We start from the raw sequence: 21,173 nt of genomic DNA on the forward strand, positions 1-21,173 counted from the left end.
TCAGCTTCCTGACGGATCGCGCACAGCGTGAATTTCAATATCAACACCCTGCGCCGAAACTGTCAATGCCTGTAACCGCATTAAGCAAATTGAAGCGGCAAAGCGCCGCCGCGCACTGACAGGGCAGCTGTTTTCCGCTACGATAGGCGGCTTGAATTGCTGATCTTAAGAACCCCCTTCCATGCTCAATCAGGACTCCCTCGCCCAGCTTAAGGGCCTCAAAACGCAGATGGAGGCGGAAAAAGAGCGCGCCGAGGCGGTGGTCAAGGGCACCCAGGCCCGCTATGGCTTCGCTGTGCTCGACGACGGGCGGGAAGTGTTCATTCCCCCCGACGAGATGCTCAAGGTGTTCCCCGAGGACCGGGTGCAGGTGTGCATCCGCCCGACCAAAGACAACAAGACCATCGCTGACATCGAGAAACTGATCGATTGCCCGCTGGGGGACTTTACCGGTCGCTGCGTGCGCAAGGGCAAAGCCCTGTTCGTGGAGCCGGACCTGCCGCAACTGCGGCGCTGGCTGTTCATTCCGCCCCATGCGCGCAATGGCGTCAAGGACGGTGATTACGTGCGCGCCGCCGTGCTGCGCCACCCCATTCGCGACGGCAAACCGCAGGCAAAGATTCTCAGCGTGATCGGTGATGAAACCACACCGGGCATAGAAAACCTGTATTCCATGGCCAAGTACCACCTGTCTGCCGAGTGGGCCACGGCAAGCCGCAAGGAGCTGGAACAGCTACTGCAGGATTGCCGGCCGCTGGAACAGGAACATCGTCGCGACCTCACCGACCTGGAATTCATCTCCATCGATGCGGCCAAGACCCAGGATATCGACGACGCACTCTATGCGCAGATTTCCGATGAAGGCTGGACGCTGTTCGTGGCCATCGCTGATCCCACGTCCTATATCCCCATGGACTCCAGCCTGTATCGCGATGTGGCCGCGCGCGGCACTTCGGTGTACTTCCATGGCGACGTGCTGCCCATGTTGCCCGAGGAGCTGTCACAGGAAACCTGCGCCCTGTCCGAGGGCGCGGATCGTCCGGCCCTGGTCTGCAAGATTGCGATCAACGACAGCGGCCAGGTGGGGGAATACGAATTTATCGAAGCCACCATCCGCTCCCGGGCGAAGCTGTCCTACTACGCGGTAGACAAGTACCTGACTGGCCAGAACCAGGAATTGATGATGCACGCCTCGCCGCTGGAGGCGCTCTACCAGGTGTACCGGGCCCTGCGCGGTCATCGCGAGGAACATCACCTGGTGATGGAAGATCGCCAGGAATACCGCTGGATCATGGGCGACGACAAGCAAATCGACCACATCGAGCCATTCGAGAAACTGCTGTCACAGAAGCTGGTGGAAGAGTGCATGATCGCCGCCAACCGCTGTGCCGCGCGCCACCTCGCCGAGAGTAGCGCCTCCGGCCCCTTCATCACCCACCCGGGCTTTCGCAGCGACCGCCAGAAGGAAGCGCAAAAGTTCCTGGAGATGCACGCGGCCGATGTGGCCGCTGCGGACCTGTCCACGGTGGATGGCTATCGCAAGGTCATCCGTGAATTGTCCCGGCCCGAACACGAGCTGCCCCTGCGCACCATGGTCAACCGCCTGCTGACACGCGCGGAGATCAGCGCCCAGCCGGCGCCACACATGGGCATGGCATTGGAGTACTACACCAACTGCACGTCGCCGTTGCGCAAGTACCTGGATTTCCTGGTGCACCTGCAAATCAAGGCCAGCCTGCACGAGCAACCGGCCAAGCTGGTGGACACCGCCCTGCTCGAAAACCTCGCCGGCCGCATCAGCACGGCGCGCTCGGCCACGCTGGAGGCCGAGCGCTGGCTTGCTGGCAAGCACCTCGCTCGCGTGGTGGAGCGCCAGCCCGAGAAGACCTTCAAGGCGACGGTAGTGCACGTCAACAGCAGCGGCTTCAATGTACGCCTGACTGACAACGGGCTGGATGGCTTCGTCGACCTGCGCAAGGATCCGGAAAAATTCAGCTACGACAAATGGACTGCCAGCCTGACCAGCACCACCCGTCGCTTCCAACTGGAGCAGGAAGTGGAAGTGTTGTTCACAGGTGTGGATCGGGAAAACCAGCACCAGGCCAGCTTTGAACTGGTGGCGGGCTGCGGGCTGAAACCGCCCAGGGAAGACAAGAAAGCCGAGGAATAGCGGGCGCGCTAGTGCGTCGGGCGATCCAGCATGCTTGTACGGGGCGCGCGGGACTCACCGCCGGCAGGGCTTGTCGGCATATCCAGCAGCAATTGCGCCTGCACGGCGCTGACCAGCTTGATCATTTCGCCGACGCCGAGAGCCCGCAGATAGGCCCCCATATCGCGGTGTGAATCAAAAACCACGTTGTTGTCCACCGCCCGAAAGGCCTGGATAATCAGCAGTTCCCGGTTGCTGTACTGACTCTCTTCACCAAAAATCAACTTGGTGAAGGTGTCGACGATGGCCATCTCACTGACCGGGCCCATGTGCATACTCGCTTTGACGCGTTTCATTTTCTTCCCTACCTTGCTGCGTCCGGTGCCGCCCGACTCCCTGGGTCGACATTACCTTGCCTTGTTCCGGCGCGCCTATTCTCATTGTTACGATCTCAGTATGACCCACAGCAGCGGGGCAACTGTCTAAATATTAGGCAATATTTCACATTCTGCCGCCGGAAATGGCGCTTTTTACCCGAATTGGGCAGGAAAAACGCCCTCCGGGCGCTGCCTGGGGCTGGCAGGGCGCGCTACCGGCGCCAATAACGCCGGCGCTGGAAAGGCCGCGGGAACCCGGTTCAGAAGTGCGCGCTGCCCGGCGTACGCGGGAATGGAATCGCATCGCGAACGTTTTCCATACCGGTGACGTAGTTCAGCAGGCGCTCAAAGCCGAGGCCGAAACCGGCGTGAGGTACGGTTCCGTAGCGGCGCAGATCGCGATACCACCACAGTTCATCGCGCAGGTGCGGGTCCATGCGCGCATCCAGCACCTCGAGACGCTCCTCGCGCTGGCTCCCACCGATGATCTCTCCGATGCCGGGCGCGAGCACATCCATGGCCGCCACCGTCTTTTCGTCATCGTTGAGGCGCATGTAGAAAGCCTTGATGTCCTTCGGATAGTTCATCACCACCACCGGCCTGCCCACGTGCTCCTCGGAGAGGAAGCGCTCGTGCTCCGAGGCCAGGTCCACGCCCCACTCCACCGGAAACTCAAATTGCTTGCCACTGTTCCTGAGAATGTCGATGGCCTGGGTGTAATCCATGCGTTCAAAGCTGTTGTCGATCACAGTGCGCAGGCGATCAATCACGGTGTTATCAATGCGCTGCTGGAAAAAAGCCATATCATCCTCGCGCTCGTCCAGCACCCGGGTAAACACGTGCTTGAGCAGGTCCTCCGCAAGGTCGGCGTCGTCGTTGAGGTCAGCGAAGGCGATCTCCGGCTCTACCATCCAGAATTCTGCAAGGTGCCGGCTGGTGTGCGAGTTCTCGGCGCGGAAGGTTGGCCCGAAGGTGTAAACCTTGCTCATCGCCAGGCAATACGACTCCACCTCCAATTGGCCGGACACGGTGAGAAAAGCCTCGTCGTGGAAGAAGTCCTGGCTGTAATCCACCGCCCCGCTTTCGGTGTGCGGCAGATTGGCCATATCGAGGGTGCTGACCCGGAACAGTTCACCGGCGCCCTCGCAGTCGCTGCCGGTAATGATGGGGGTATTGATCCAGTTGAAACCGTTCTCGTGGAAGTAATTGTGAATGGCATTGGCAAGCGTGGTGCGCACGCGAGTGATGGCGCCAAAAGTATTGGTACGCGGCCGCAGGTGGGCCTGGGTGCGCAGGTACTCAAAGCTGTGGCGCTTCTTGGCGATAGGGTAACTCTCGGCATCGTCCACCCAGCCCACAACCTGCACATCAGTGGCCTGGATTTCCACGCTCTGGCCCTTGCCCTGCGACTCGACCAGTTCGCCGCTGACGATCACAGCGCAGCCAGTAGAGAGCCTCAGCACATCTGACTCGTAATTTTCCAGGGTGTTTGGCACCACGGCCTGGATGGCGTCGAACGCGGTACCGTCATGCACCGCCAGGAAAGAAATGCCGGCCTTGGAATCCCGTTTACTGCGCAGCCAGCCCTTCACGGTAACCTGGCTACCGGTGTCGACATGGCCCTTTAACGCGGCGAAAACGGTGGTGAATGCTGACATGGACTGTTCTCCTGTAGTTCAAGCCGCGGAGGATACCGGAATCAGTTTGTAGCGTCATGCGGGAACTGCGCTGTTTGGTTCTACCGGCATTACGGCAGCCGCTGATGGCCACTTTTCAGGGGGACAGGCCCGCGTGCTCTGTGTTTCCTCCTGAAAAACGCAAAAGCGCCGTCCATGGCAGCTCGGGCTCGGCCATCCCTGGCCTCGCACGTTTTCTGGAGCAAACACAGAGCCCACAGGCCTCTATCTACAGGGAGGCTCTGCCCAGTCGGAGGCCACGATCATGCGATGCAGGCCGGCGTGTAAAGCAGCGGCACCCGCGACTACCGGGCCAGACGCGTAATCTTCGACCCCTCCAACGTCAGGTTCGCCATCAGGCCCTCGTTGGAGAAAATAAAGGCGACCACAGGCTTATCGAATTCCCGCGTGGAGAACGTCGCCCCGCCACCGGCATTGAACAACGCCACGCTGGTGTCGACACCAACCTCCCAGCCACGGTTTTTGCGGAACGCCGCCAGCGCCTCGTCGGTGCGGAACACAATGACCTTGGACTTGATCTGTGCGCCCAGTTGCAGCCCGAAGGATGCGCCGGAGGTCGCGTAATACGACTGCGGCTCGTCATCCACCAGCAGCACGCCTTCACCGTATTCACCGCCGACGCCAAAACCCAGTTTGACGATGTCGGGAAACACCAGCACACCCGCGGCGGTATTGATCAGCTTGTCAGTGCCCTCGACATGAGACTGCAGGGCATCGAGCGCGGTACTGCTGCCGGAGTTGATCTGCTCAACGGAGTCAGCGCGCAGCGACTGGGAGACCAGGGCGAGCGCCAGGCAAAGTAGAGCAAGTATTTGTCGGTATGTTGCCATGGTCATTTGCTTATTCCTTGAAGTTAAAACGTTGACCCACCAGTGCTTCCGAGAGCTGCCACAGTTTGTCCGCCTCGCCCGGGTCCAGGGCGTAGGCCTCCACGCCGCCCTCCGCCTCGGCTGTCGCCGGCTCGGCGACATGGCAATCCTCCAGGTAGAGCCCGCCCTTTCCATCCAGGTCTGGCGAGGTAGCAGCCCAGACACTGGTAGCGGAACCCTGGGCAACCGATTTGAACGGCAGTTCCTCGGGTTTGCGGCCACGAGCGATCAGTTCGAAATCGGAGGCCTCCATATGCCGACCCAGCTCGGTCATGATCATCCCCGGGTGGACCGCAAATGCGCGCACGCCGTGTTCCCGCAGACGCTGGTCCAGGCCTACCGAAAACAGGGCGTTGGCCGTCTTGGACTGGCCGTAGGACTGCCACTTGTCATATTCCCGCTGCTGGTAATTTGGGTCATCCATATCCACCGGCGCGAAGCGATGGCCGGCGGAACTGAGATTCACCACCCGTGCCGGGGCGCCGGCCAGCAGGGCCGGGGCCAGAAGGCCGGTGAGCAGGAAGTGTCCGAGATGATTGGTGCCAAACTGCATCTCAAAGCCCTGCGCGGTGCGCGAGAGCGGGCAGGCCATTACCCCGGCATTGTTTACCAGCAGGTTGATCACGGGCGCTTTCTGCAGGATATCGGCAGCACCCGCGCGCACGCTATCGAGGTCGGCCAGGTCCAGCAGCGCCGTATCGAGGGTCGCTGCAGGCACGGACTCTCGCACCTCGGCAACCGCGGCTTCGAGCTTGGCCGCATCGCGAGCCACCATCAACACGGCGGCACCGCGGCTGGCCAGTACCCTCGCCGTCTCCACCCCCAGGCCGGAAGACGCGCCAGTGATCACCGCCCGGCGCCCGCTGAGATCTATGCCCTCGGCGACATCTTCTGCCGTGGACTGGAAACCAAATTCGCTCATCGCTGCTCTCCTTCCGGGTATAACCTGTTATTGTCATGGGGCATTTGCCCTTGAATTATCATGGCGCCCAGGCGCCCGTGTCCCGGAGAACAGCTTCAACCATGAATGCGCAACAAATCAAGCAATTTGAGGCCGGAGAGTACATGAGCTTCGCCACCCTGAAGAAATCCGGCGATTTCGTGGCCACACCGGTGTGGTTCGCACCACTGGACGGTGCCTACTACGTATTCTCGGCAGGAGACGCCGGCAAGGTAAAGCGCCTGCGCAACTTCAGCGATGCGCGCATTGCCCGCTGCACGGTGACAGGCAGGGTTACCGGCGAGACCTTCGACGCCGATGCCTACCTGCTGGACACCCCGGAAGACGAGGCCACCGCACTGCGCGCGCTGCACAAAAAATATGGCATGAAAATGAAATTTACCGATGTGCTGTCGGCCCTGACCGGCAAAAAACAGAAACGGGCGTACATCCGCGTGGTGCCGCGCTGAAGCCGGGCTAGCGGGATGCCGCCAGCTGGCGGGTCAGCTCCAGCCAGGTCGCTTCGTAGCTCTGCTTTTCTGACATCAGTGAGGCCTGCTCGCGCGCCCGACCCACGTAGCGCAGGGCGGCCCTGGGCTCACCCAGTTCCCGGTAAATCAGGCCAACGCTGAATAACAGGCCCGCGTCCTCCGGTGCCAGCGACAGGGCCTGGCGATAATGGCCCAGTGCGCCCCGCCAATCGCCCTCCTCAGCGGCCTGGTCGCCCAGCCAGGCATGGTAGTAGGGATTGCCGTCGCGGTGGCGCTCCACCCGCGCCTGCCAGTAATCACGCTCTTCGTGCCGGCCCTGCAGTTCGTACAGCACCGTGAGGTTGTTCATGGCGGAGCGCTCGTGCGAGTCCAGGCCCAGGGCCGCCAGATAGGCCGTTTCCGCCGCGTCGTACTGGGCGGAACGCCGGTAAACCACACCCAGATTGACCCAGAGGTGGGGCATTTCCGGGCTCAACTGCAGAGCGCGCATGGCATTTGCCCAGGCCTGCTGCAGCTGCTCGTCCGCCAGCGCATCCATGGCCACATTACTGTGATAGAGGGCCTGTGCGTCCCGGTCACTGATCTCCCTGGCATCGGTAATGTCCCGTGACGGCAGCGGATCAAGATCTACCATGAAGCGATCCCTGGCGCTCAGGTGCACCACCGCGTTGACGTGCAGCCGCACTGCCACCCGCTCGCCCATGCGCGTCCACTGGGGACGCACATCAAGCCACTGGTAACGGGCATCAAGGCCGGCCTCGCGAGCAAGGGCGATGAACAGGTTGGCGTAGGAAAGACAGTTGGCGGTTTGCGCATGAAAGGCTTCGCTGGCGGTCCCCTGCGCCGCGGGATCATAGTCGATACCCAGTGTCGCCCGCCCCCTGATGGCCCGGTGCAGGCTGAGCAGGCGCTGGCGTTCGGAGCCGATATCGCCGGTATAGCGGGCCACAAAATCGAGCATGGCGTCGTCGGTGTGCAACAGCTCCGGCGTCGGCGCCAGTGCGGCCACCTCGCTGATCTCGACCCGCCGGTCCTGCAGTTGCAACGGTGGCATCTGCGCGAGCTTGGCACCACCGACACCGCCGGTCACGCAGGCGGAGAGCAATACGCTGCAGGCCAGCAGGAAACAGCGCCCCGCGCGCACCCACACTGCAACCCTCTGCGTCACCACGGTTACCTCACCTCCCACACCAGTATAGCGGAGTTTGATCGAGGTCAATGCACAGCGCGCCGGCCGGGCGCAGCCTATACTGGTGAGACGTGTATCCGACTAACTCTAAAAATGGAGCATGGACATGACGCAACATATACTCGAACAGGATACCCTGGAAGACACTCGTACCATGAGACGCCTGGCCGCGGTGATCGGCGGTTTCCTGGTGGCCACCGTAATCCTCGCCCTGGCCGTGGGCATGGCGATGGGGTGACCGCGCTGCGGCTGAGGTATCAGGCCGCCGTGTGCAGGCCGCATTCGCGGCCGTCGTGAACCTTGGTGGGGTCGAAGTAGTGGCGGCAGGAGGGCAACTCGTGCTCTTCCATATAGGCTTCCACATCGTCTTCTGACCAGTTGAAGATCGGGGCCACCTTGATAATGCCCCGATTATCCAGTGAGACGATATCCAGCGTCTTGCGGTGCTCTGTCTCCTCGCGGCGTATGCCGGTCAACCAGATATCCGGGCTGAATTCCTCGAGGGCACGGGCGAAGGGCTCCAGCTTAACCTGGCGGGTGAATTCCTGGTGGCGCTCTTCCTCGTCCACCGTGGGCACGCCACCCATGATGGCGTTGCGCCGTTCCGACGTCATCTGTGGTGAATAGACGTGTATGTTCAGCTCCAGGTCACGGATCAGGCGCTCCGCCACCACATAGGTGTCGCGCAGGTTATACCCGGTATCAACCCAGATTGTCGGCACGCTTTTGTCCACCTCGCTGACCAGGTGCAACATCACCGCGGCATTCTTGCCCATGCTGGTGGTGGCGATGGTTCGGGCCTGCAGGGATAGTGCCCAGCGCACGATGTCGCTGGCGCTGGCATTGCGCAAAGAGGCGTTAACGCTGTCCAGGTCGAGATCCAGCAAGGCAGTAGTTTCCAGCAGAGTTTCGGGAAGGTCGAACTTTAAAGAATCAAAACCACAGATACAAATAACCAAAGTTTATATGGTTATTACCCCGGGTACGCCGGCCAGGGCCCCTCAACGGCGGCGATAGTCACCCCGGTGACCGCCACCGGCCACTACAATGGCGGCCAGTGCGGGGCTACGGCCAACCTAGGCCGCAACTCTCGCTGCGGTCTTTTCCAGTTCTGTGTGCAGGTCCAGAAACTGGCCGGTAAGCTTGTGACTGGGCGCAAGGTCTATGAGCGGGCGATGTTCCCGGTGCGACTCTTTCATCTTTACCGAGGTATTGAGATAGGTATCGAAAATTGGATACCCCTCCTCCTCCAGCTCGGCCACCAGTTCCCCCGGCAGGCGCGCCTGGGAATTGAACTGGTTGATGACAATGCCTTCCACTTCGAGGTCGGGATTGTGGTCTTCCTGCAGTTCCGCCAGGTTGTCCATCAGCGAATACAGGCTCTGGCGTGCAAAACTGTCGCAATCAAAGGGCACCAGTACTGAGTCCGCGGCGATCAGGGCCGACTTGGAATAGAAATTGAAATTGGGCGGGGTATCAATGTAGATACGATCGTACTCGCCATCCAGCTTTTGCAGGGCGTCGCGCAACTTGTAGATCTTGTAGCGCGATTCCAGCTCTTTTTCCATGTCTGACAACACCGGGCTGGACGGCATCAGGTACAGGTTCTCGTAGGGCGTTTCCCAGACAAAGGAATCCGGGTTCTTCTGCATGCGCCGCGAACCGACAGTCTGCTTGAACAAACCCGCCACACCCTGCGCCTCGGCGGGAAAAGCCTCGGCATCGATCTCGCCGACCAGGTAGTGAGTGGTATTGCCCTGCACATCGAGGTCTATGACCAGGGTGCGATAGCCCATGGCGGCACCGATGGCAGCCAGGTTACAGGTGATGCTGGTCTTGCCGACCCCGCCTTTCTGATTGAATACGACACGTTTCATGCTGGTGTTACCGCGCTGACTGGTGGTGAACAGGAAGAATCCAGAGTGTAATCAATCGCGGTTTTCAATGTAAGCGTGGCGGCGTTTTTTCTGGCCGCCAGAGCGGGTTTTTTAGTGCTCCATCGCCGATTACGGCGTGATCGCAGGGTCTTGCGACAACAGTCTTCAACCCGCCCAGACGCGTTGGTACAGCACAATGATGTCGTCCGCCTCGGGCACCCGTGGGTTGTTGGCCGGCGACCCCGAGGCCAGGGCCTGCTCTGCCATCAGGGCCAGGGAGTCGTGCCAGGTGTTTTCGTCGATGCCGTAGTCGCGAGGTGTCGGCACGGCGAGGTCGGCATTGAGCTGGCGCAGGCCGTCGCTCAGCTTGCCCAGAGCCAGTGAATCAGCATCACCGGCGTCCGCCAGGTTCATGGCGCGCGCGGCGGTGGCATAGCGTTCGGTAGCGTGGCCCACGGACCACGCCGTGACCTCGGGCAGCAGCATGGCATTACTCAGGCCGTGGGGCACGTGAAACAGGCCGCCAATGGGCCGACTCATGCCGTGTATGAGCGTGACCGAGGCATTGGAGAAAGCCATGCCGCCCTGGGTCGCAGCCAGCATCATCGCTTCCCGGGCGACGCGATTGTCCGGTTCGGCGCAGGCTGTGCGGATATGCTGGTGTATGGCATGCATGGCGGTCAGGGCAATGCCGTCGGTAAACGGATTGGCCTTGCGGCTGACATACGCCTCGAGAGCGTGACACAGGCTGTCGATACCGGTATCGGCAGTGAGCCGATAAGGCATGGTAAGGGTCAGCTCATAATCGACCAGCGCGGCCACGGGCATGAAGCCCAGGCCCATGCACAGCATTTTTTCGCTGGTCTCTGAATCGGTAATCACAGCGGCCCGCGTGGCCTCTGACCCGGTGCCGGCGGTGGTGGGGATGGCGATGACGGGCAGGCCGCTGTCGATCTGCTGCGGGACCTTGTAATCGCGCATGGGGCCCTGCCGCTCGACCATCACGGCCATGGCCTTGGCGGTATCAATCGCACTGCCGCCACCCAGCGCCACCAGGCAGTCATAGTCGCCTGCGCGCAGCGTTTCCAGACCGAGTTCGACACTGTCGGTCGTGGGGTCAGGCACGGAATCTGAAAACTGGCCGCAGGGCACCGACGCCGCGCCAAGTGCGCCCGAGATACGCTCGGCATAGCCGCACTGCACCATGAATGGGTCAGTGACCAACAGGGGGCGCTGCAAACCCAACTGGCGCAGCACATCGGCGACCTCGGCGCTGGCACCCGCGCCAACCCGCAGAATCCGCGGGAGGTTGATATTTGCTGTCGTCATACTGCCCCCTGCGCGGTCATCAATCCTTGATTTCGATGAGGTGAATTTCAAACACCAGGGCGGTATTGGGCGGGATGCTGTCGCCGGCACCCTGCTCGCCGTAGGCCAGGCTGGGCGGGCAGGCAATGCGCCACTTGTCACCCACCGACATTAATTGCAGGGCCTCGGTCCACCCCGGGATAACCTGGGATACGCCAAATTCGGCCGGCTGGCCGCGTTCGATGGAGCTGTCAAACACGGTGCCATCGACAAAGGTGCCGTGATAATGCGTCACCACCGTCGATTGCGCCGAGGGGCTGGCGCCGCTGCCGGACTCCAGCACCTCGTACTGCAGGCCACTGGCCGTTACCGACACTTCATCCCGCTGCGCGTTGGCACGCATGAACTGTTCGGCGAGCGCCTTGCGCTTACTTTCCAGCTCAGCCGCCCTGGCCTCCTGCTGCGCCTGGATCACCTGGTACGCGGCATTGATTTCGTCGTCCGTCAGCGCAGACTGACGCTCCCGATACCAATGCTGAACGCCGGCGATCACGGCCTCCAGGTCGAGGCCGTCAAAGGCGTTGCGCGCCAGCTGGTCGCCAAATTGCAGGCCGAAGCCGTAGCTGGCTTTCTGCTCGTCGGTGGTCAGGTCCACCTCGGGATTGAGTGCCATGAGAAATTTCCACTATGCTGATAAAACCAGCCCCGCACCATAGCATATTGCGCCGCGACAGGGAGGACAGGCATGACACAGGAGATCGAGGAAGTGCTCACTTTCTGGTTTGGCGAACTGGACGAGTTCGGAATGAGCCCCGCCGACCGCCGCGCCCTGTGGTTCAAGCCCAGCGAGGATACCGATACCTTCTGTCGCCTGCGCTTTGGCGAGCTCGTGGAGCAGGCGCTGGCCGGCGGGCTGCAGGACTGGGAACAGTCAGACCACGGCACCATCGCCCTGGTGCTGTTACTGGACCAGTTCACCCGCAATATTTTTCGCGGCACTGCGCGGGCCTTTGCCGGCGACCCCCGCGCCCGGGCAATCTCACGTCACTGTATCGCCCATGGCCATCACCAGCGCATGCCTGCCATTCACCAGGTATTCCTGTATTTACCGCTGGAACACAGTGAAGACCCGGAACTGCAGGATGAGTGCGTCATGCTGTTCCAGCAACTGGCCGAGATCACCGGCTCGCAGGAGATCGCTGATTTCACACGCTATGCGGTGGCACACCGTGATGTCATCGCCCGCTTCGGCCGTTTTCCCCATCGCAACAGCATCCTCGGGCGTGAATCCACTCCCGATGAACTGGCACATCTCGAACGACATGGAGGCTTCTGATGCAAGCATTGCTGGTTACACTGATATTGTTGCTATTGCCCCTGGCCGGCAGCGCGCAGACCCGGCCCTTCGATTGTGTCAATTCGGAACCCCACCGCCGTTTTGACTTCTGGCTGGGAGCCTGGGAGGTGCGTGACGGCGAGGGCACTCTGCAGGGGCACAACGAGATCACCTCGGTAGAGAAAGGCTGCGCGCTGCTTGAGCAGTGGCGCAGCGTCAACGGCGGCACCGGGCGCAGCCTGAACTACTTCGATCCCGAGACCGGCACGTGGCGGCAGTTGTGGCTGGACGCCGGCGCCAGCATTATCGACATCAGCGGCAACGTCGATGACGGCAGCATGGTGCTGGAGGGGGATATCTACTACCTGCAAAGACAGCTTTCCCGGCCCTTTCGCGGCACCTGGACACCACTGCCTGACGGCCGGGTGCGGCAATTCTTTCAGCAGCAGGATGCGTCGGGACAGTGGCAGACCTGGTTCGAAGGCTTTTACAGCCGGGTCGAGGAGTAAGTCGTCTCAGCGCTCGGCCACGGACCAGAAGTCGTAGCGTCCCTCGGTCATTTCCGCCTGCCAGACGTCAAAGCGCCCGGTTTCCAGGTCGGCGTAGGCCTGCAGCACCGAGTCATTGACCTCGGGGTAGGCGACCTGGTCCCAGGGGCAGTCTTCCTGCGAGAAAAAACCACAGTCCAGGGACTCGGTACCCGGATCACAGAAATCGGTGTCCACGCGTGCGCGGAAACCGATATAGACCTGGTTGATAAAGGTGATGGTGCCAGTCATATACAGCTGCAGCTGTTCGGGCGGCAGCAGGATACCGGATTCTTCGTGCAACTCCCGCGCTGCGGCCTGCGCCAGGGTCTCACCACTTTCCATAAAGCCGCCGGGAATGGCCCAGGCGCCCAGGCGCGGCTGAATGCCCCGCTGCACCCAGAGCAGGCGATCCTCATGGGCAACGAAACAGGTGACCACGATCATCGGATAGGCATAGTCCAACTCGCCGCAACCCGTGCAGCGCCAGTGGTTACGTGTTTCCCCTGCGACCACACGGCGTTCAAGCGCCGCGCCGCAGTCGGGACAGTATTTATGTTCGCTCAACAGCAGGCCTCCCGCCCTGGTACAAAAACCATAGCACTTTGCTCCAGTGAAAGCATTGGCGCTATGCTTAGCCACTTATTCGAATCTGCGAGACACCAGCATGACAAACCATACGCCACGGGTGCAGCTCCTGCTGACCGGGAACGAGATCATGAGCGGCGACACCGTGGACTCCAATTCCGCCCTCATCGCCAAGCGTCTCGATGAACTGGCGATAAGCGTTTATCGCAAGGTCACGGTCGGAGACGATCCGGCGCTGCTGAAAAGCGAGCTGGCGTCGATGGCGCAGGCTGCGGACGTGGTCATCATAAACGGGGGCCTGGGACCAACAGTGGATGACCTGACCGCAGAGATACTGGCTGCCGTCGCCGGCGTTGAACTGGCTGAGCACCCGGAGGCGCTGGCGCACCTGGAAAGCTGGTGTGCGGGACGCAACCTGCCGTTGAATGCCGCCAACCGCAAGCAGGCCCTGCTGCCGGCGGGCTGCCATGTGATAGACAATCCGATAGGCAGCGCGGTGGGGTTTGAAATGACGGTGTCAGACTGCCGCATCATCTGCACGCCGGGCGTGCCCGGTGAACTGCGCGCCATGCTCGACTGGATCATCAGCGACCTGGCCAGGGGACTGCAGCGCCCGGTAGAAAGGGACATACTGCGCCTGCAAACCTTCGGCCTCGGTGAATCCTCTGCCCAGCAACTGATTTCAGACCAGATACCAGACTGGCCGCAGGAAGTGGAACTGGGCTTTCGCGCCGGCGCACCGCAGATGGAGATCAAACTGAGCATCGATCGCAATGAAGACCAGCCGGCCCGGGCACATTGCCTGGCACAGCTGGAGGCTTTGTTCGGCGATCACATCATCGGCCAGGGTGACACCCTGCTTGCCGGGCGAGTGCTGTCCCTGTTGCGCGAACGCAAGGCAACGCTGGCCACTGCCGAGTCCTGCACCGGCGGTCTTATCGCCTCCATGCTGACACAAATCCCCGGCTCTTCAGACGCTTTTCACGCCGGTTTCGTCACCTATGCCAACGACATCAAGCGCGACGTCCTGGGTGTATCCCAGGCCGACCTCGATACCCATGGTGCCGTCAGCGAGGAGGTGGTGAGAGCCATGGCGCTGGGTGCCATGGACAGGGCCCGGGCAAATTACGCCGTGGCGGTGTCCGGGATTGCCGGCCCCGGCGGTGGCAGCGACGACAAACCGGTCGGCACAGTCTGGCTGGCCTGGGGCGAGCGCGAGCACCTGCGTACCCGCTGCCTGTGCTGGCCGGTGGAGCGCTCACTGTTCCAGACCATGATCGCCGCGGCGGCGCTGGATATGATCCGCCGCATGCTGCTGGGCATTGATGAAGAACCGCGCTATTTCCGCCAGCGCCGGGCCCGGTAGCCAGGGTTACTCAGGAACCTGCCTCCAGCGGCGGGTCCTGCTCTGTCGGCGATGATTTGTGCCACACCAGTGAATGAAAGCGCTCGACGCCGCCGACCATGTCCTTGCCACTGAGCACCAGGGTCTGGCCATCCAGTTCCGCGTGACGCAATTGTTCGGTACCGGGAAAGTTGGGATTCAGGCTCATGCTCACATAGTGAATCACATCGCCGTCCTGCACCCGGTAGCGACCGGCGTAATGGAAGTAGGAGGTGTAGGCCTCGCCCTTGGCAGCATCCGGTATTTTGCGGAAGGCCACGTCTTCCGGAAACCGCTGCCGCTGCGGCCGCGCAATGGCTGCGCTCATCCAGCCATCCTCCGTGTACAGCAACAGGCCCCGGGGTTCTTCGCCGTAGGGATAACTCAGGTCATCACGGTCGGCATAGCCGATCGCCCAGGACTCCAGCTCCCACGCCCCGACCAGATCTGATTTACTGATCATGCTCTGCTCCTCCAGTTACGGTTGCAACTGTTCAATTTGCCAGCTGTCATCGGCCTGGCGTCGATACTGGAAGCGGTCATGCAGACGGTGCTCTCCTCCCTGCCAGAACTCGATGCGCTGGGGGATGACCCGATAACCGCCCCAGAAATCCGGCAACGGGATCTCGCCCTTGCCAAAGCGTTCCCTGAGCACAGCCACCTGCTTTTCCAGCAGGGCCCTGGCCGATATGGGGCGGCTCTGCCTGGAAGCCCAGGCCGCGATCTGGCTCTCTCGCGGACGGGTGACGAAATAGGCCGCAGATTCGGCTACGCTCATTTTCTCGGCGCGGCCGCCGATAGTTACCTGGCGATCAAGTTCGTTCCAGGGAAAGTTCAGCGATACCAGCGGATTCGCCGCGATAGCCTGCGCCTTGTCACTGCCGTAATTGGTGTAGAACACAAAGCCGCCATGGGACAGCCCCTTCAGTAACACGATCCGCTGCCAGGGCAGGCCCTCGTCGTCCACTGTAGCCAGCACCATCGCGGTGGGGTCAGTGAGACCGGCGCGCACAGCCTGCTCCAGCCAGCTCTCGAACTGGCGCAGGGGGCAGCTGTCCAGCATCTCCCGGTGGAGCCCGCCGGCGGTGTATTCGCGCCTGAATGCCTCGTAATGCAATGTTCTTTCCTGCTAACCTGCCCAGCTTGAGGGCGACCATATTAGCGGCCGCGCGCAAGGGACGTAAAGGGGACTGTCATGCAAGGCTTACCGGACATCATCGACGCGGACGCGGCGCATACTGAAACCCTGGCCGATGTGCTTGCCGACGCCTTCGCGGAGGACCCGGTAATGAACTGGGTGCTGCCGGCACAGAGCCTGTACCCGGAATTTTTCCACCTGTTGGTGCGCGATGTTTTCCTGCCGGGGGGCATCATGCACTATGAATCAGCCGAGCGCGGTGCGGCCCTGTGGCTGCCACCCGGCGGCAGCTTTACCGTGCCGCCCAGCCTCGCCCTGGCTGGGCTGTTCGCACGATTGCTGCTGCGCTGCGGGCCGGCACCGATACTGCGTATTCCCCAGCAGGGGCGGGTATTCGACCGCCATCACCCGAAAGCGCCCCACTACCACCTGGTCTTTGTCGGCGCGCGACAGAGCTGCCAGGGCCTGGGCGTGGGTTCGGCACTTATCAAGCAGGGATTGCGGATTTGCGACCAGCAGCACATGCCCGCCTACCTGGAGAGCTCCAATGAAAAGAACGTGCCGCTATACCAGCGTCACGGTTTTGAGGTTATCGCGGAAGAGGCCATGCCCGGCGGCGGCCCCAAAGCCTGGTTCATGTGGCGAGAAGCCCGCTAGGCAGGCGGGAACTGTGCGAAAATGGCGGCTGCCGCTTCCTGGCGACGGACATCGGCCCGCTCCTGGTCCGGCTCGGGCTGCAGGCGCGACTCAATGATCGAGCGCCACACTGACTGGTTCCTGGCCGGATCAATCATATCCACGATAAACGTACCCTGCGTGTATTGGCGCACACTGACATCAGACACCGCAGGCCCACAGCGCCAGCAATTGTAGTAGCTCATGCTGTTATAGGTGCGTACATCCGTGCGCTCTTCCGTCACCAGGTGCCAGGTGAGATACATATCCGCCTGGCTGTTGTCACTGACAATTTCAAAACCCTTGCGCTGCAGCTCGTCTGCCAGCGCCTGGTCGATGCGCTGCACCTGGATATCGCTGATCCTGATGTTGGAGAGCTCGGTTCTGTCCACCGGCTGCAGGGCGATCTTGCGCACCTTGGAGAAATCAAACTGCCCGTCGTAATCCATATTGGCCTCAAGCGTGGACGCACAAGCGACCAGCACACTGACCAGGGTAAGCAATCCAAGCGAGCGAACAACGTTAGCGACCATGGGCAAAAATCCTCTTTAGTTACAGCGCATTATAGTCAATCTTTGGTGCTGGGATATACCGGCGCGCGCTGCGCGATCGCGGGTATCTGCGGGAAGGGAAACAGTGTAGCCCAGTCCTCCCCGAAGGTCGCGGCAAGGCTCTCACCAAAGGCATCCCTGTGGCAGGCGGCGATGGCCGCACGCAACTCCGCCTCGCTGGCAGCGCCAGCCAATACCAGGGCCTCCATCATGCCCTCAGCGCGCAATCGCGGGCCCGGAGGCAGATCCTCGCCCCGCGAGAGCGCATCGAACATGATGCGCCACCGCCTGTTGAGTTCATCTACGACCGCCTGCATTGCGTACCCCCCGTTATAGGATCCCGGTGCAGTATGACGTCAATCACTGCATTTTTCAGTACATCGAGCAGCGTATATACTTTCTATTGCACACGAACACGTTGTGGACACGACTGCCGCGGGCAGCCAGCGCGAGAGAGGTAATGAGCAAAACGTCCATCACAGCTTTATGGTCATGCATTGTCCTGCTCGCGGGCACGATGAGCGTGCACGCCGCGGCCAACAGTGCGATACCGGAAACGGCTGCCGCCGAGCCGCTGATGCCGTCGCCGAGAGACGAGGCGCTGACCGCGGAAGAATACCGGGCGCTGGTCACCGACCTGGAATCATCGGCCGGCGCCTATGCGTCGCAACTGCCTGAGTCACTATTCAGCCTGGGCGTTAGCCTGCAAAGCGAGGGTGAACACCGCGCGGCGATCGCTGCCTTCAAGCGCGGCGTGCACCTGGCACGTATTAACGATGGCCTGTACTGTGAACAGCAGGTTCCGATGTTACAACGGGAGATTGCCAGCCACCTGGCACTGGGGCAGTACGCCGAGGCCGACGAGCGCCAGTCCTACCTGTACCGGGTACAGATGCGCGCGGTGGAAAACGGCAAGGCGCGCGCGCAGGCATTCATGCAACAGGCGCACTGGCAGTACACCGCCTACCGATTGGACCTCGACGGCCAGGGTTTTGCCCGCCTGATGAGCATGTGGGACCTCTATCGCCTGGCACTCAACGACATTGCCGGACGCGAGGGGCAAGCGTCACCCGCCCTGCTGGAACCCCTGGAAGGCATGCTGCTGGCGCAATACCTGATTGCTGACCAGGAACCGCAGGGCATAAATGGTTACCAGGCCAATATCGACAATTTCTCCATGCAGCAACAGATGAACCGCTTCAATGCCTATCGCGGGCAGAGCTACAAGAAAGGACAGGCCGTGATTCAGGCCATTTATGACATTCAGCGCGCTGAACACGGCGAACACAGCCTGGAAACGGCACAGGCTCGCAGGATGCTGGGCGACTGGAAGCTTTGGCACGGCGAGCGGGAATCCGCTATGCGCGCCTACCGCGAGGCGATAGCGGAACTTACCCCGCGGGATGATGCCGAAGAAATGATAGGGACACTTTTCGGCAAGCCTGTTCCCCTGCCTGATGTTGCCGGGGCAAGCCAACTGCCACCGGAAGCGGATGCAGGCGAAAACTCGCTGCAACTGCGCTTCACCGTGAACCAGCGCGGCAAGGTGGAAGAACTGGAACGTGTGGACGACAACGAACTCGATGATGCGGCGGCAAATCGCCTCATGCGCACGCTGCGCAAGACCCCGTTTCGGCCGCGGTTTGCGCTCGGCGAACCCCAGGTGACGGAGGCAGTAACAAGATCTTATGCAATTCAACCCTGATATGCCCTCGCTCCTGACCCGCACGCTGGTGCCTGCGGCCATGGTTTGCGCCTGCCTGCTGTTGACCGGCTGCCCCAGCGCCAGCAATCCGACCCAGCCGCAGCCGCCCTTCCCCCCCACCAGCGGCGGTTCCAGCGCGCCACCCTCGTCGAGCGGCACCCCCGCCAGCGAGAACTCATCGGCAAGCCAGTCAACGTCAAGCAGTTCCAGTTCCGGCAGTGCCGGCGCGGCCGAGCCCGGCGCCAACCAGTCCGCATCCACGGGCGACTCAGACGCTAACAGCGCTGCCGAAGCGTCGGCGGAAAACACGGGCGACCCTGCAGGCGATATCGCGTCTGACTCAGCTGGACAAGCCGGGGGTGAAGGCAGCCCGGGAGAAAGTGGCTTCGAGCCTGCTGGCACAGGCGGCGCTGGCGAACCCGGCTTTGAGCCAGCTGGCGATACCGGCATTGTGGACATGCGCGACACCCCCACATTCGAAGACATCAGCGGGGGCATGGGCAACGGCATGGAGGGCGCAGCGGGCAGCGCCGGCGAGGCCGCTGCTGCAGGAACGAGCCCGGGAACCGGCACGGGAACTGGTGCTGGAACAGGAACAGTCCTCCAACCCGGCAATGACAGCAGCCAATACCCTGGAGGCGTGCCCGGCCAGGGTGCAGAACCCGGGGTGCCTTCTGGCCAGGGCACAGGTCGCGGGCCGCTGACCCCGGCGGAACAGGTGGCCATCCTCGACGCCAGGCTGGAACAGGGCACCGGTGATTTCGACACCATGATACTGGAGGAGCAGGCGCGCCAGAGGCAGGCAACCCGCGAGGGTGCCGCAGAGCAAGCCAGCACCGCCGCCAGCACATCCAGTGGCGCCTCCGGCGGCAGCGAAAAACGCAGCGAGTATGAAACCGCCAGCGCTGGCAGCGGCAGCTACGGAGGCGGCATCGGCGGGCCCAGCGGCGGCGGACGAGTACCTCAAAACACTGCCAAATATCCCCCGCCCGCCGATATTCCGTCCGGTGACAATGACGATGTGGTAGCGCGGCAGCTGCGCGAAGCCGCCATGCGCGAACCAGACCCGGCAGTGCGGGAGAAACTGTGGGATGAATACCGCAAATACAAGGGCATAGAGAAGTGATCATGACGGCGGGGCGCACATGGGTTTACCTGGTGCTGGCGGCGCTGCTGTCGGGCTGTGTCAGCCAGACTATCAAAACCACCTCGGTACCTGCCATCAATACACCCGGCGAAGCGGTGTCCGAAGCCCTGCTCCTGGACGTGGGCATCGCCCTCTTCGACCCCGGACTCGACGATTATGACGAGGACCAGCGCATCTACCCGGAAGTACGCAAGGCCGAAGCCCGCTTCATGCCCAACCTGTTGTCGCAGGCCATGCAGGAAAGCGGCGCCTGGGGCGCAGTGCGCGTGGTGCCAGATCCCGAGCGCATCTCCGACCTGTCAGTGCACGGCACAATTCTTTACTCCGACGGCGAAACACTGGAGCTGGCCATTCGCGCCGAGGACTCGCGCGGCTACGAATGGCTGGACAAGACCTACAAGGGGAAGGCCAGCGCCTATGCCTACAAGGCCAGCACCCGGGAACGCTACGACCCGTTCCAGGCCGTCTACAACACCATCGCCAATGACCTGCTCGAAGCGCTCGACAAGCTGCGCCCGCAGGACCGGGAAAATGTTCGTCTTACCACCGAGTTATTGTTCGCACAGAGTTTTTCCGAGGAAGCCTTCGCCGGCTACCTGGCCAGGAATCGCAGCGACGTCTACCTGGTCATGCGCCTGCCCGCGGAGAATGACCCGATGCTGGAGCGCGTGCGCACCATTCGCGAGCGTGATCACCTGTATATCGACACCATGCAGGAATACTACAACGGCTTCAGTTCGCAAATGGCCGGGCCATACAACGAGTGGCGTAAAGACACCTACGATGAAGCAGTGGAACTGGCGGAGTTGCGGCGACGCAGCAACGCACAGATTGTCGGCGGTATTCTCTCGGTAGTGGCTGGCGTATACGGCGCCACGCGCTGTGACAATACACAAAACGACAGTGCCTGCCGCGCGGCCAGCACCGTGGCAATCGGCGGCGGCGCTGCCATCCTCAAGAGCGGTATGGAGAAGCGCGCGGAAGCGCAGATCCACGTGCAGGCGCTGGAAGAGCTGGGCCTCTCCCTGGAAGCCGAAATCACACCGCAGATCATCGAGCTCGAGGACAGATCGATCACGCTCAGCGGTAACGTGGAAGAGCAGTACGCGCAGTGGCGCCAGCTGCTGGCAGATATTTACGCTGCAGAGATCGGCGCACTGGCCGGTCCTGCGGACGATGCTGTCACCACTGATACACTGTAGACTGGATTCTACCCATTCCGGGG

Annotated in this window: 24 protein-coding genes; 10 read left to right on the forward strand and 14 right to left on the reverse strand. The window is 61.8% G+C overall.

Going from position 1 to position 21,173, the window contains the following annotated elements:
- Positions 1–181 precede the first annotated feature (181 nt).
- Entirely contained in the window at positions 182–2,170 is a 1,989-nt protein-coding gene (locus tag F0M18_RS17405) for a ribonuclease R family protein (RefSeq protein ID WP_149612742.1), read from the forward strand.
- Between the two features lie 8 nt (positions 2,171–2,178).
- Here the strand turns inward: F0M18_RS17405 and F0M18_RS17410 are convergent, their stop codons facing one another.
- The 4 genes from F0M18_RS17410 to F0M18_RS17425 all read right to left on the reverse strand — a co-directional run bounded on the left by F0M18_RS17410 (position 2,179) and on the right by F0M18_RS17425 (position 6,014).
- A complete protein-coding gene (locus tag F0M18_RS17410; RefSeq protein WP_149612743.1) occupies positions 2,179–2,505 on the reverse strand; it encodes a hypothetical protein in 327 nt (108 codons plus the stop codon).
- A 281-nt stretch (positions 2,506–2,786) separates the two neighbouring features.
- Positions 2,787–4,184 carry an asparagine--tRNA ligase gene (gene asnS / locus F0M18_RS17415; RefSeq protein ID WP_149612744.1) on the reverse strand — a complete coding sequence of 466 codons (1,398 nt, stop codon included), beginning with the start codon at positions 4,182–4,184 and terminating at the stop codon, positions 2,787–2,789.
- 323 nt (positions 4,185–4,507) lie between these two features.
- Positions 4,508–5,059, reverse strand: a complete 552-nt coding sequence (locus tag F0M18_RS17420) for a lipid-binding SYLF domain-containing protein (RefSeq protein ID WP_149612745.1) — start codon at positions 5,057–5,059, stop codon at positions 4,508–4,510.
- 4 nt (positions 5,060–5,063) lie between these two features.
- Positions 5,064–6,014 carry an SDR family NAD(P)-dependent oxidoreductase gene (locus F0M18_RS17425; protein ID WP_149612746.1) on the reverse strand — a complete coding sequence of 317 codons (951 nt, stop codon included), beginning with the start codon at positions 6,012–6,014 and terminating at the stop codon, positions 5,064–5,066.
- Positions 6,015–6,115: 101 nt separating this feature from the next.
- Here F0M18_RS17425 and F0M18_RS17430 point away from each other — a divergent pair, with 101 nt between their 5' ends.
- Positions 6,116–6,502 (forward strand): PPOX class F420-dependent oxidoreductase, encoded by a 387-nt coding sequence (locus F0M18_RS17430; protein WP_188109787.1) that lies wholly within the window; start codon positions 6,116–6,118, stop codon positions 6,500–6,502.
- Positions 6,503–6,509: 7 nt separating this feature from the next.
- On the opposite strand, the gene F0M18_RS17435 is transcribed toward F0M18_RS17430, so the two are convergent.
- Positions 6,510–7,691, reverse strand: a complete 1,182-nt coding sequence (locus F0M18_RS17435; RefSeq protein WP_149612748.1) for a transglutaminase-like domain-containing protein — start codon at positions 7,689–7,691, stop codon at positions 6,510–6,512.
- A 127-nt stretch (positions 7,692–7,818) separates the two neighbouring features.
- Here F0M18_RS17435 and F0M18_RS20145 point away from each other — a divergent pair, with 127 nt between their 5' ends.
- Positions 7,819–7,950, forward strand: coding sequence for a hypothetical protein (locus F0M18_RS20145; protein ID WP_262500985.1), 132 nt, complete (start codon positions 7,819–7,821; stop codon positions 7,948–7,950).
- Positions 7,951–7,969: 19 nt separating this feature from the next.
- On the opposite strand, the gene F0M18_RS17440 is transcribed toward F0M18_RS20145, so the two are convergent.
- From F0M18_RS17440 to F0M18_RS17455, 4 genes are all read right to left on the reverse strand, one after another.
- Positions 7,970–8,599 carry a phosphoadenylyl-sulfate reductase gene (locus F0M18_RS17440; RefSeq protein WP_262500986.1) on the reverse strand — a complete coding sequence of 210 codons (630 nt, stop codon included), beginning with the start codon at positions 8,597–8,599 and terminating at the stop codon, positions 7,970–7,972.
- 189 nt (positions 8,600–8,788) lie between these two features.
- Complete coding sequence (locus F0M18_RS17445) at positions 8,789–9,589, reverse strand: ParA family protein (RefSeq protein WP_149612749.1); 801 nt, start codon at positions 9,587–9,589, stop codon at positions 8,789–8,791.
- A gap of 165 nt (positions 9,590–9,754) precedes the next feature.
- Positions 9,755–10,918: an iron-containing alcohol dehydrogenase gene (locus F0M18_RS17450; RefSeq protein WP_149612750.1), complete on the reverse strand. Its 1,164-nt coding sequence runs from the start codon at positions 10,916–10,918 to the stop codon at positions 9,755–9,757.
- Between the two features lie 19 nt (positions 10,919–10,937).
- Positions 10,938–11,570, reverse strand: a complete 633-nt coding sequence (locus tag F0M18_RS17455) for an FKBP-type peptidyl-prolyl cis-trans isomerase (RefSeq protein WP_149612751.1) — start codon at positions 11,568–11,570, stop codon at positions 10,938–10,940.
- A 72-nt stretch (positions 11,571–11,642) separates the two neighbouring features.
- Here F0M18_RS17455 and F0M18_RS17460 point away from each other — a divergent pair, with 72 nt between their 5' ends.
- Both F0M18_RS17460 and F0M18_RS17465 read left to right on the forward strand, forming a co-directional pair.
- Complete coding sequence (locus F0M18_RS17460; RefSeq protein WP_149612752.1) at positions 11,643–12,233, forward strand: DUF924 family protein; 591 nt, start codon at positions 11,643–11,645, stop codon at positions 12,231–12,233.
- Positions 12,233–12,742: a hypothetical protein gene (locus F0M18_RS17465; RefSeq protein WP_149612753.1), complete on the forward strand. Its 510-nt coding sequence runs from the start codon at positions 12,233–12,235 to the stop codon at positions 12,740–12,742. The genes F0M18_RS17460 and F0M18_RS17465 overlap by 1 nt, the downstream gene beginning before the upstream one ends.
- Before the next feature lie 6 nt (positions 12,743–12,748).
- Here F0M18_RS17465 and F0M18_RS17470 read toward each other — a convergent pair whose 3' ends face one another.
- A complete protein-coding gene (locus tag F0M18_RS17470; protein ID WP_188109788.1) occupies positions 12,749–13,327 on the reverse strand; it encodes an NUDIX hydrolase in 579 nt (192 codons plus the stop codon).
- Positions 13,328–13,427: 100 nt separating this feature from the next.
- Between F0M18_RS17470 and F0M18_RS17475 the strand changes: the two genes are divergently transcribed.
- Positions 13,428–14,714, forward strand: a complete 1,287-nt coding sequence (locus F0M18_RS17475) for a CinA family nicotinamide mononucleotide deamidase-related protein (protein ID WP_149612755.1) — start codon at positions 13,428–13,430, stop codon at positions 14,712–14,714.
- A gap of 10 nt (positions 14,715–14,724) precedes the next feature.
- Here the strand turns inward: F0M18_RS17475 and F0M18_RS17480 are convergent, their stop codons facing one another.
- Both F0M18_RS17480 and pdxH read right to left on the reverse strand, forming a co-directional pair.
- Positions 14,725–15,195 carry a lipocalin-like domain-containing protein gene (locus F0M18_RS17480; protein ID WP_149612756.1) on the reverse strand — a complete coding sequence of 157 codons (471 nt, stop codon included), beginning with the start codon at positions 15,193–15,195 and terminating at the stop codon, positions 14,725–14,727.
- Positions 15,196–15,210: 15 nt separating this feature from the next.
- The gene (gene pdxH, locus F0M18_RS17485) at positions 15,211–15,849 is read right to left on the reverse strand and encodes a pyridoxamine 5'-phosphate oxidase (RefSeq protein WP_149612757.1); all 639 of its coding nucleotides are present in this window, start codon (positions 15,847–15,849) and stop codon (positions 15,211–15,213) included.
- 78 nt (positions 15,850–15,927) lie between these two features.
- On the opposite strand from pdxH, the gene F0M18_RS17490 reads away from it, so the two are divergent.
- Positions 15,928–16,527 (forward strand): GNAT family N-acetyltransferase, encoded by a 600-nt coding sequence (locus F0M18_RS17490; RefSeq protein ID WP_149612758.1) that lies wholly within the window; start codon positions 15,928–15,930, stop codon positions 16,525–16,527.
- On the opposite strand, the gene F0M18_RS17495 is transcribed toward F0M18_RS17490, so the two are convergent.
- Positions 16,524–17,078, reverse strand: coding sequence for a DUF4136 domain-containing protein (locus F0M18_RS17495; protein ID WP_149612759.1), 555 nt, complete (start codon positions 17,076–17,078; stop codon positions 16,524–16,526). The genes F0M18_RS17490 and F0M18_RS17495 overlap by 4 nt on opposite strands.
- A gap of 35 nt (positions 17,079–17,113) precedes the next feature.
- Positions 17,114–17,413: a hypothetical protein gene (locus F0M18_RS17500; RefSeq protein ID WP_149612760.1), complete on the reverse strand. Its 300-nt coding sequence runs from the start codon at positions 17,411–17,413 to the stop codon at positions 17,114–17,116.
- A gap of 143 nt (positions 17,414–17,556) precedes the next feature.
- Here F0M18_RS17500 and F0M18_RS17505 point away from each other — a divergent pair, with 143 nt between their 5' ends.
- From F0M18_RS17505 to F0M18_RS17515, 3 genes are read left to right on the forward strand one after another with little or no spacing between them, the layout of a single operon-like run.
- Positions 17,557–18,801, forward strand: a complete 1,245-nt coding sequence (locus F0M18_RS17505) for an energy transducer TonB (RefSeq protein WP_149612761.1) — start codon at positions 17,557–17,559, stop codon at positions 18,799–18,801.
- The gene (locus F0M18_RS17510; protein ID WP_149612762.1) at positions 18,785–19,927 is read left to right on the forward strand and encodes a hypothetical protein; all 1,143 of its coding nucleotides are present in this window, start codon (positions 18,785–18,787) and stop codon (positions 19,925–19,927) included. Before F0M18_RS17505 ends, F0M18_RS17510 begins: the two co-directional genes overlap by 17 nt.
- A 2-nt stretch (positions 19,928–19,929) precedes the next feature.
- On the forward strand, positions 19,930–21,150 hold the full coding sequence (locus tag F0M18_RS17515; RefSeq protein ID WP_149612763.1) for a hypothetical protein: 1,221 nt from the start codon (positions 19,930–19,932) through the stop codon (positions 21,148–21,150).
- Positions 21,151–21,173 lie beyond the last annotated feature (23 nt).

The sequence above is a fragment of the Pseudohalioglobus sediminis genome (assembly GCF_008370495.1).
Lineage (GTDB): Bacteria > Pseudomonadota > Gammaproteobacteria > Pseudomonadales > Halieaceae > Halioglobus.

Coding starts and splice junctions, on each gene's coding strand:
- F0M18_RS17405 (WP_149612742.1), top strand. CDS start 182: ATGCTCAATCAGGACTCCCTCGCCCAGCTTAAGGGCCTCAAAACGCAG.
- F0M18_RS17410 (WP_149612743.1), bottom strand. CDS start 2,505: ATGAAACGCGTCAAAGCGAGTATGCACATGGGCCCGGTCAGTGAGATG.
- asnS (WP_149612744.1), bottom strand. CDS start 4,184: ATGTCAGCATTCACCACCGTTTTCGCCGCGTTAAAGGGCCATGTCGAC.
- F0M18_RS17420 (WP_149612745.1), bottom strand. CDS start 5,059: ATGACCATGGCAACATACCGACAAATACTTGCTCTACTTTGCCTGGCG.
- F0M18_RS17425 (WP_149612746.1), bottom strand. CDS start 6,014: ATGAGCGAATTTGGTTTCCAGTCCACGGCAGAAGATGTCGCCGAGGGC.
- F0M18_RS17430 (WP_188109787.1), top strand. CDS start 6,116: ATGAATGCGCAACAAATCAAGCAATTTGAGGCCGGAGAGTACATGAGC.
- F0M18_RS20145 (WP_262500985.1), top strand. CDS start 7,819: ATGACGCAACATATACTCGAACAGGATACCCTGGAAGACACTCGTACC.
- F0M18_RS17445 (WP_149612749.1), bottom strand. CDS start 9,589: ATGAAACGTGTCGTATTCAATCAGAAAGGCGGGGTCGGCAAGACCAGC.
- F0M18_RS17450 (WP_149612750.1), bottom strand. CDS start 10,918: ATGACGACAGCAAATATCAACCTCCCGCGGATTCTGCGGGTTGGCGCG.
- F0M18_RS17455 (WP_149612751.1), bottom strand. CDS start 11,570: ATGGCACTCAATCCCGAGGTGGACCTGACCACCGACGAGCAGAAAGCC.
- F0M18_RS17460 (WP_149612752.1), top strand. CDS start 11,643: ATGACACAGGAGATCGAGGAAGTGCTCACTTTCTGGTTTGGCGAACTG.
- F0M18_RS17465 (WP_149612753.1), top strand. CDS start 12,233: ATGCAAGCATTGCTGGTTACACTGATATTGTTGCTATTGCCCCTGGCC.
- F0M18_RS17475 (WP_149612755.1), top strand. CDS start 13,428: ATGACAAACCATACGCCACGGGTGCAGCTCCTGCTGACCGGGAACGAG.
- F0M18_RS17480 (WP_149612756.1), bottom strand. CDS start 15,195: ATGATCAGTAAATCAGATCTGGTCGGGGCGTGGGAGCTGGAGTCCTGG.
- F0M18_RS17490 (WP_149612758.1), top strand. CDS start 15,928: ATGCAAGGCTTACCGGACATCATCGACGCGGACGCGGCGCATACTGAA.
- F0M18_RS17495 (WP_149612759.1), bottom strand. CDS start 17,078: ATGGTCGCTAACGTTGTTCGCTCGCTTGGATTGCTTACCCTGGTCAGT.
- F0M18_RS17500 (WP_149612760.1), bottom strand. CDS start 17,413: ATGCAGGCGGTCGTAGATGAACTCAACAGGCGGTGGCGCATCATGTTC.
- F0M18_RS17505 (WP_149612761.1), top strand. CDS start 17,557: ATGAGCAAAACGTCCATCACAGCTTTATGGTCATGCATTGTCCTGCTC.
- F0M18_RS17510 (WP_149612762.1), top strand. CDS start 18,785: ATGCAATTCAACCCTGATATGCCCTCGCTCCTGACCCGCACGCTGGTG.
- F0M18_RS17515 (WP_149612763.1), top strand. CDS start 19,930: ATGACGGCGGGGCGCACATGGGTTTACCTGGTGCTGGCGGCGCTGCTG.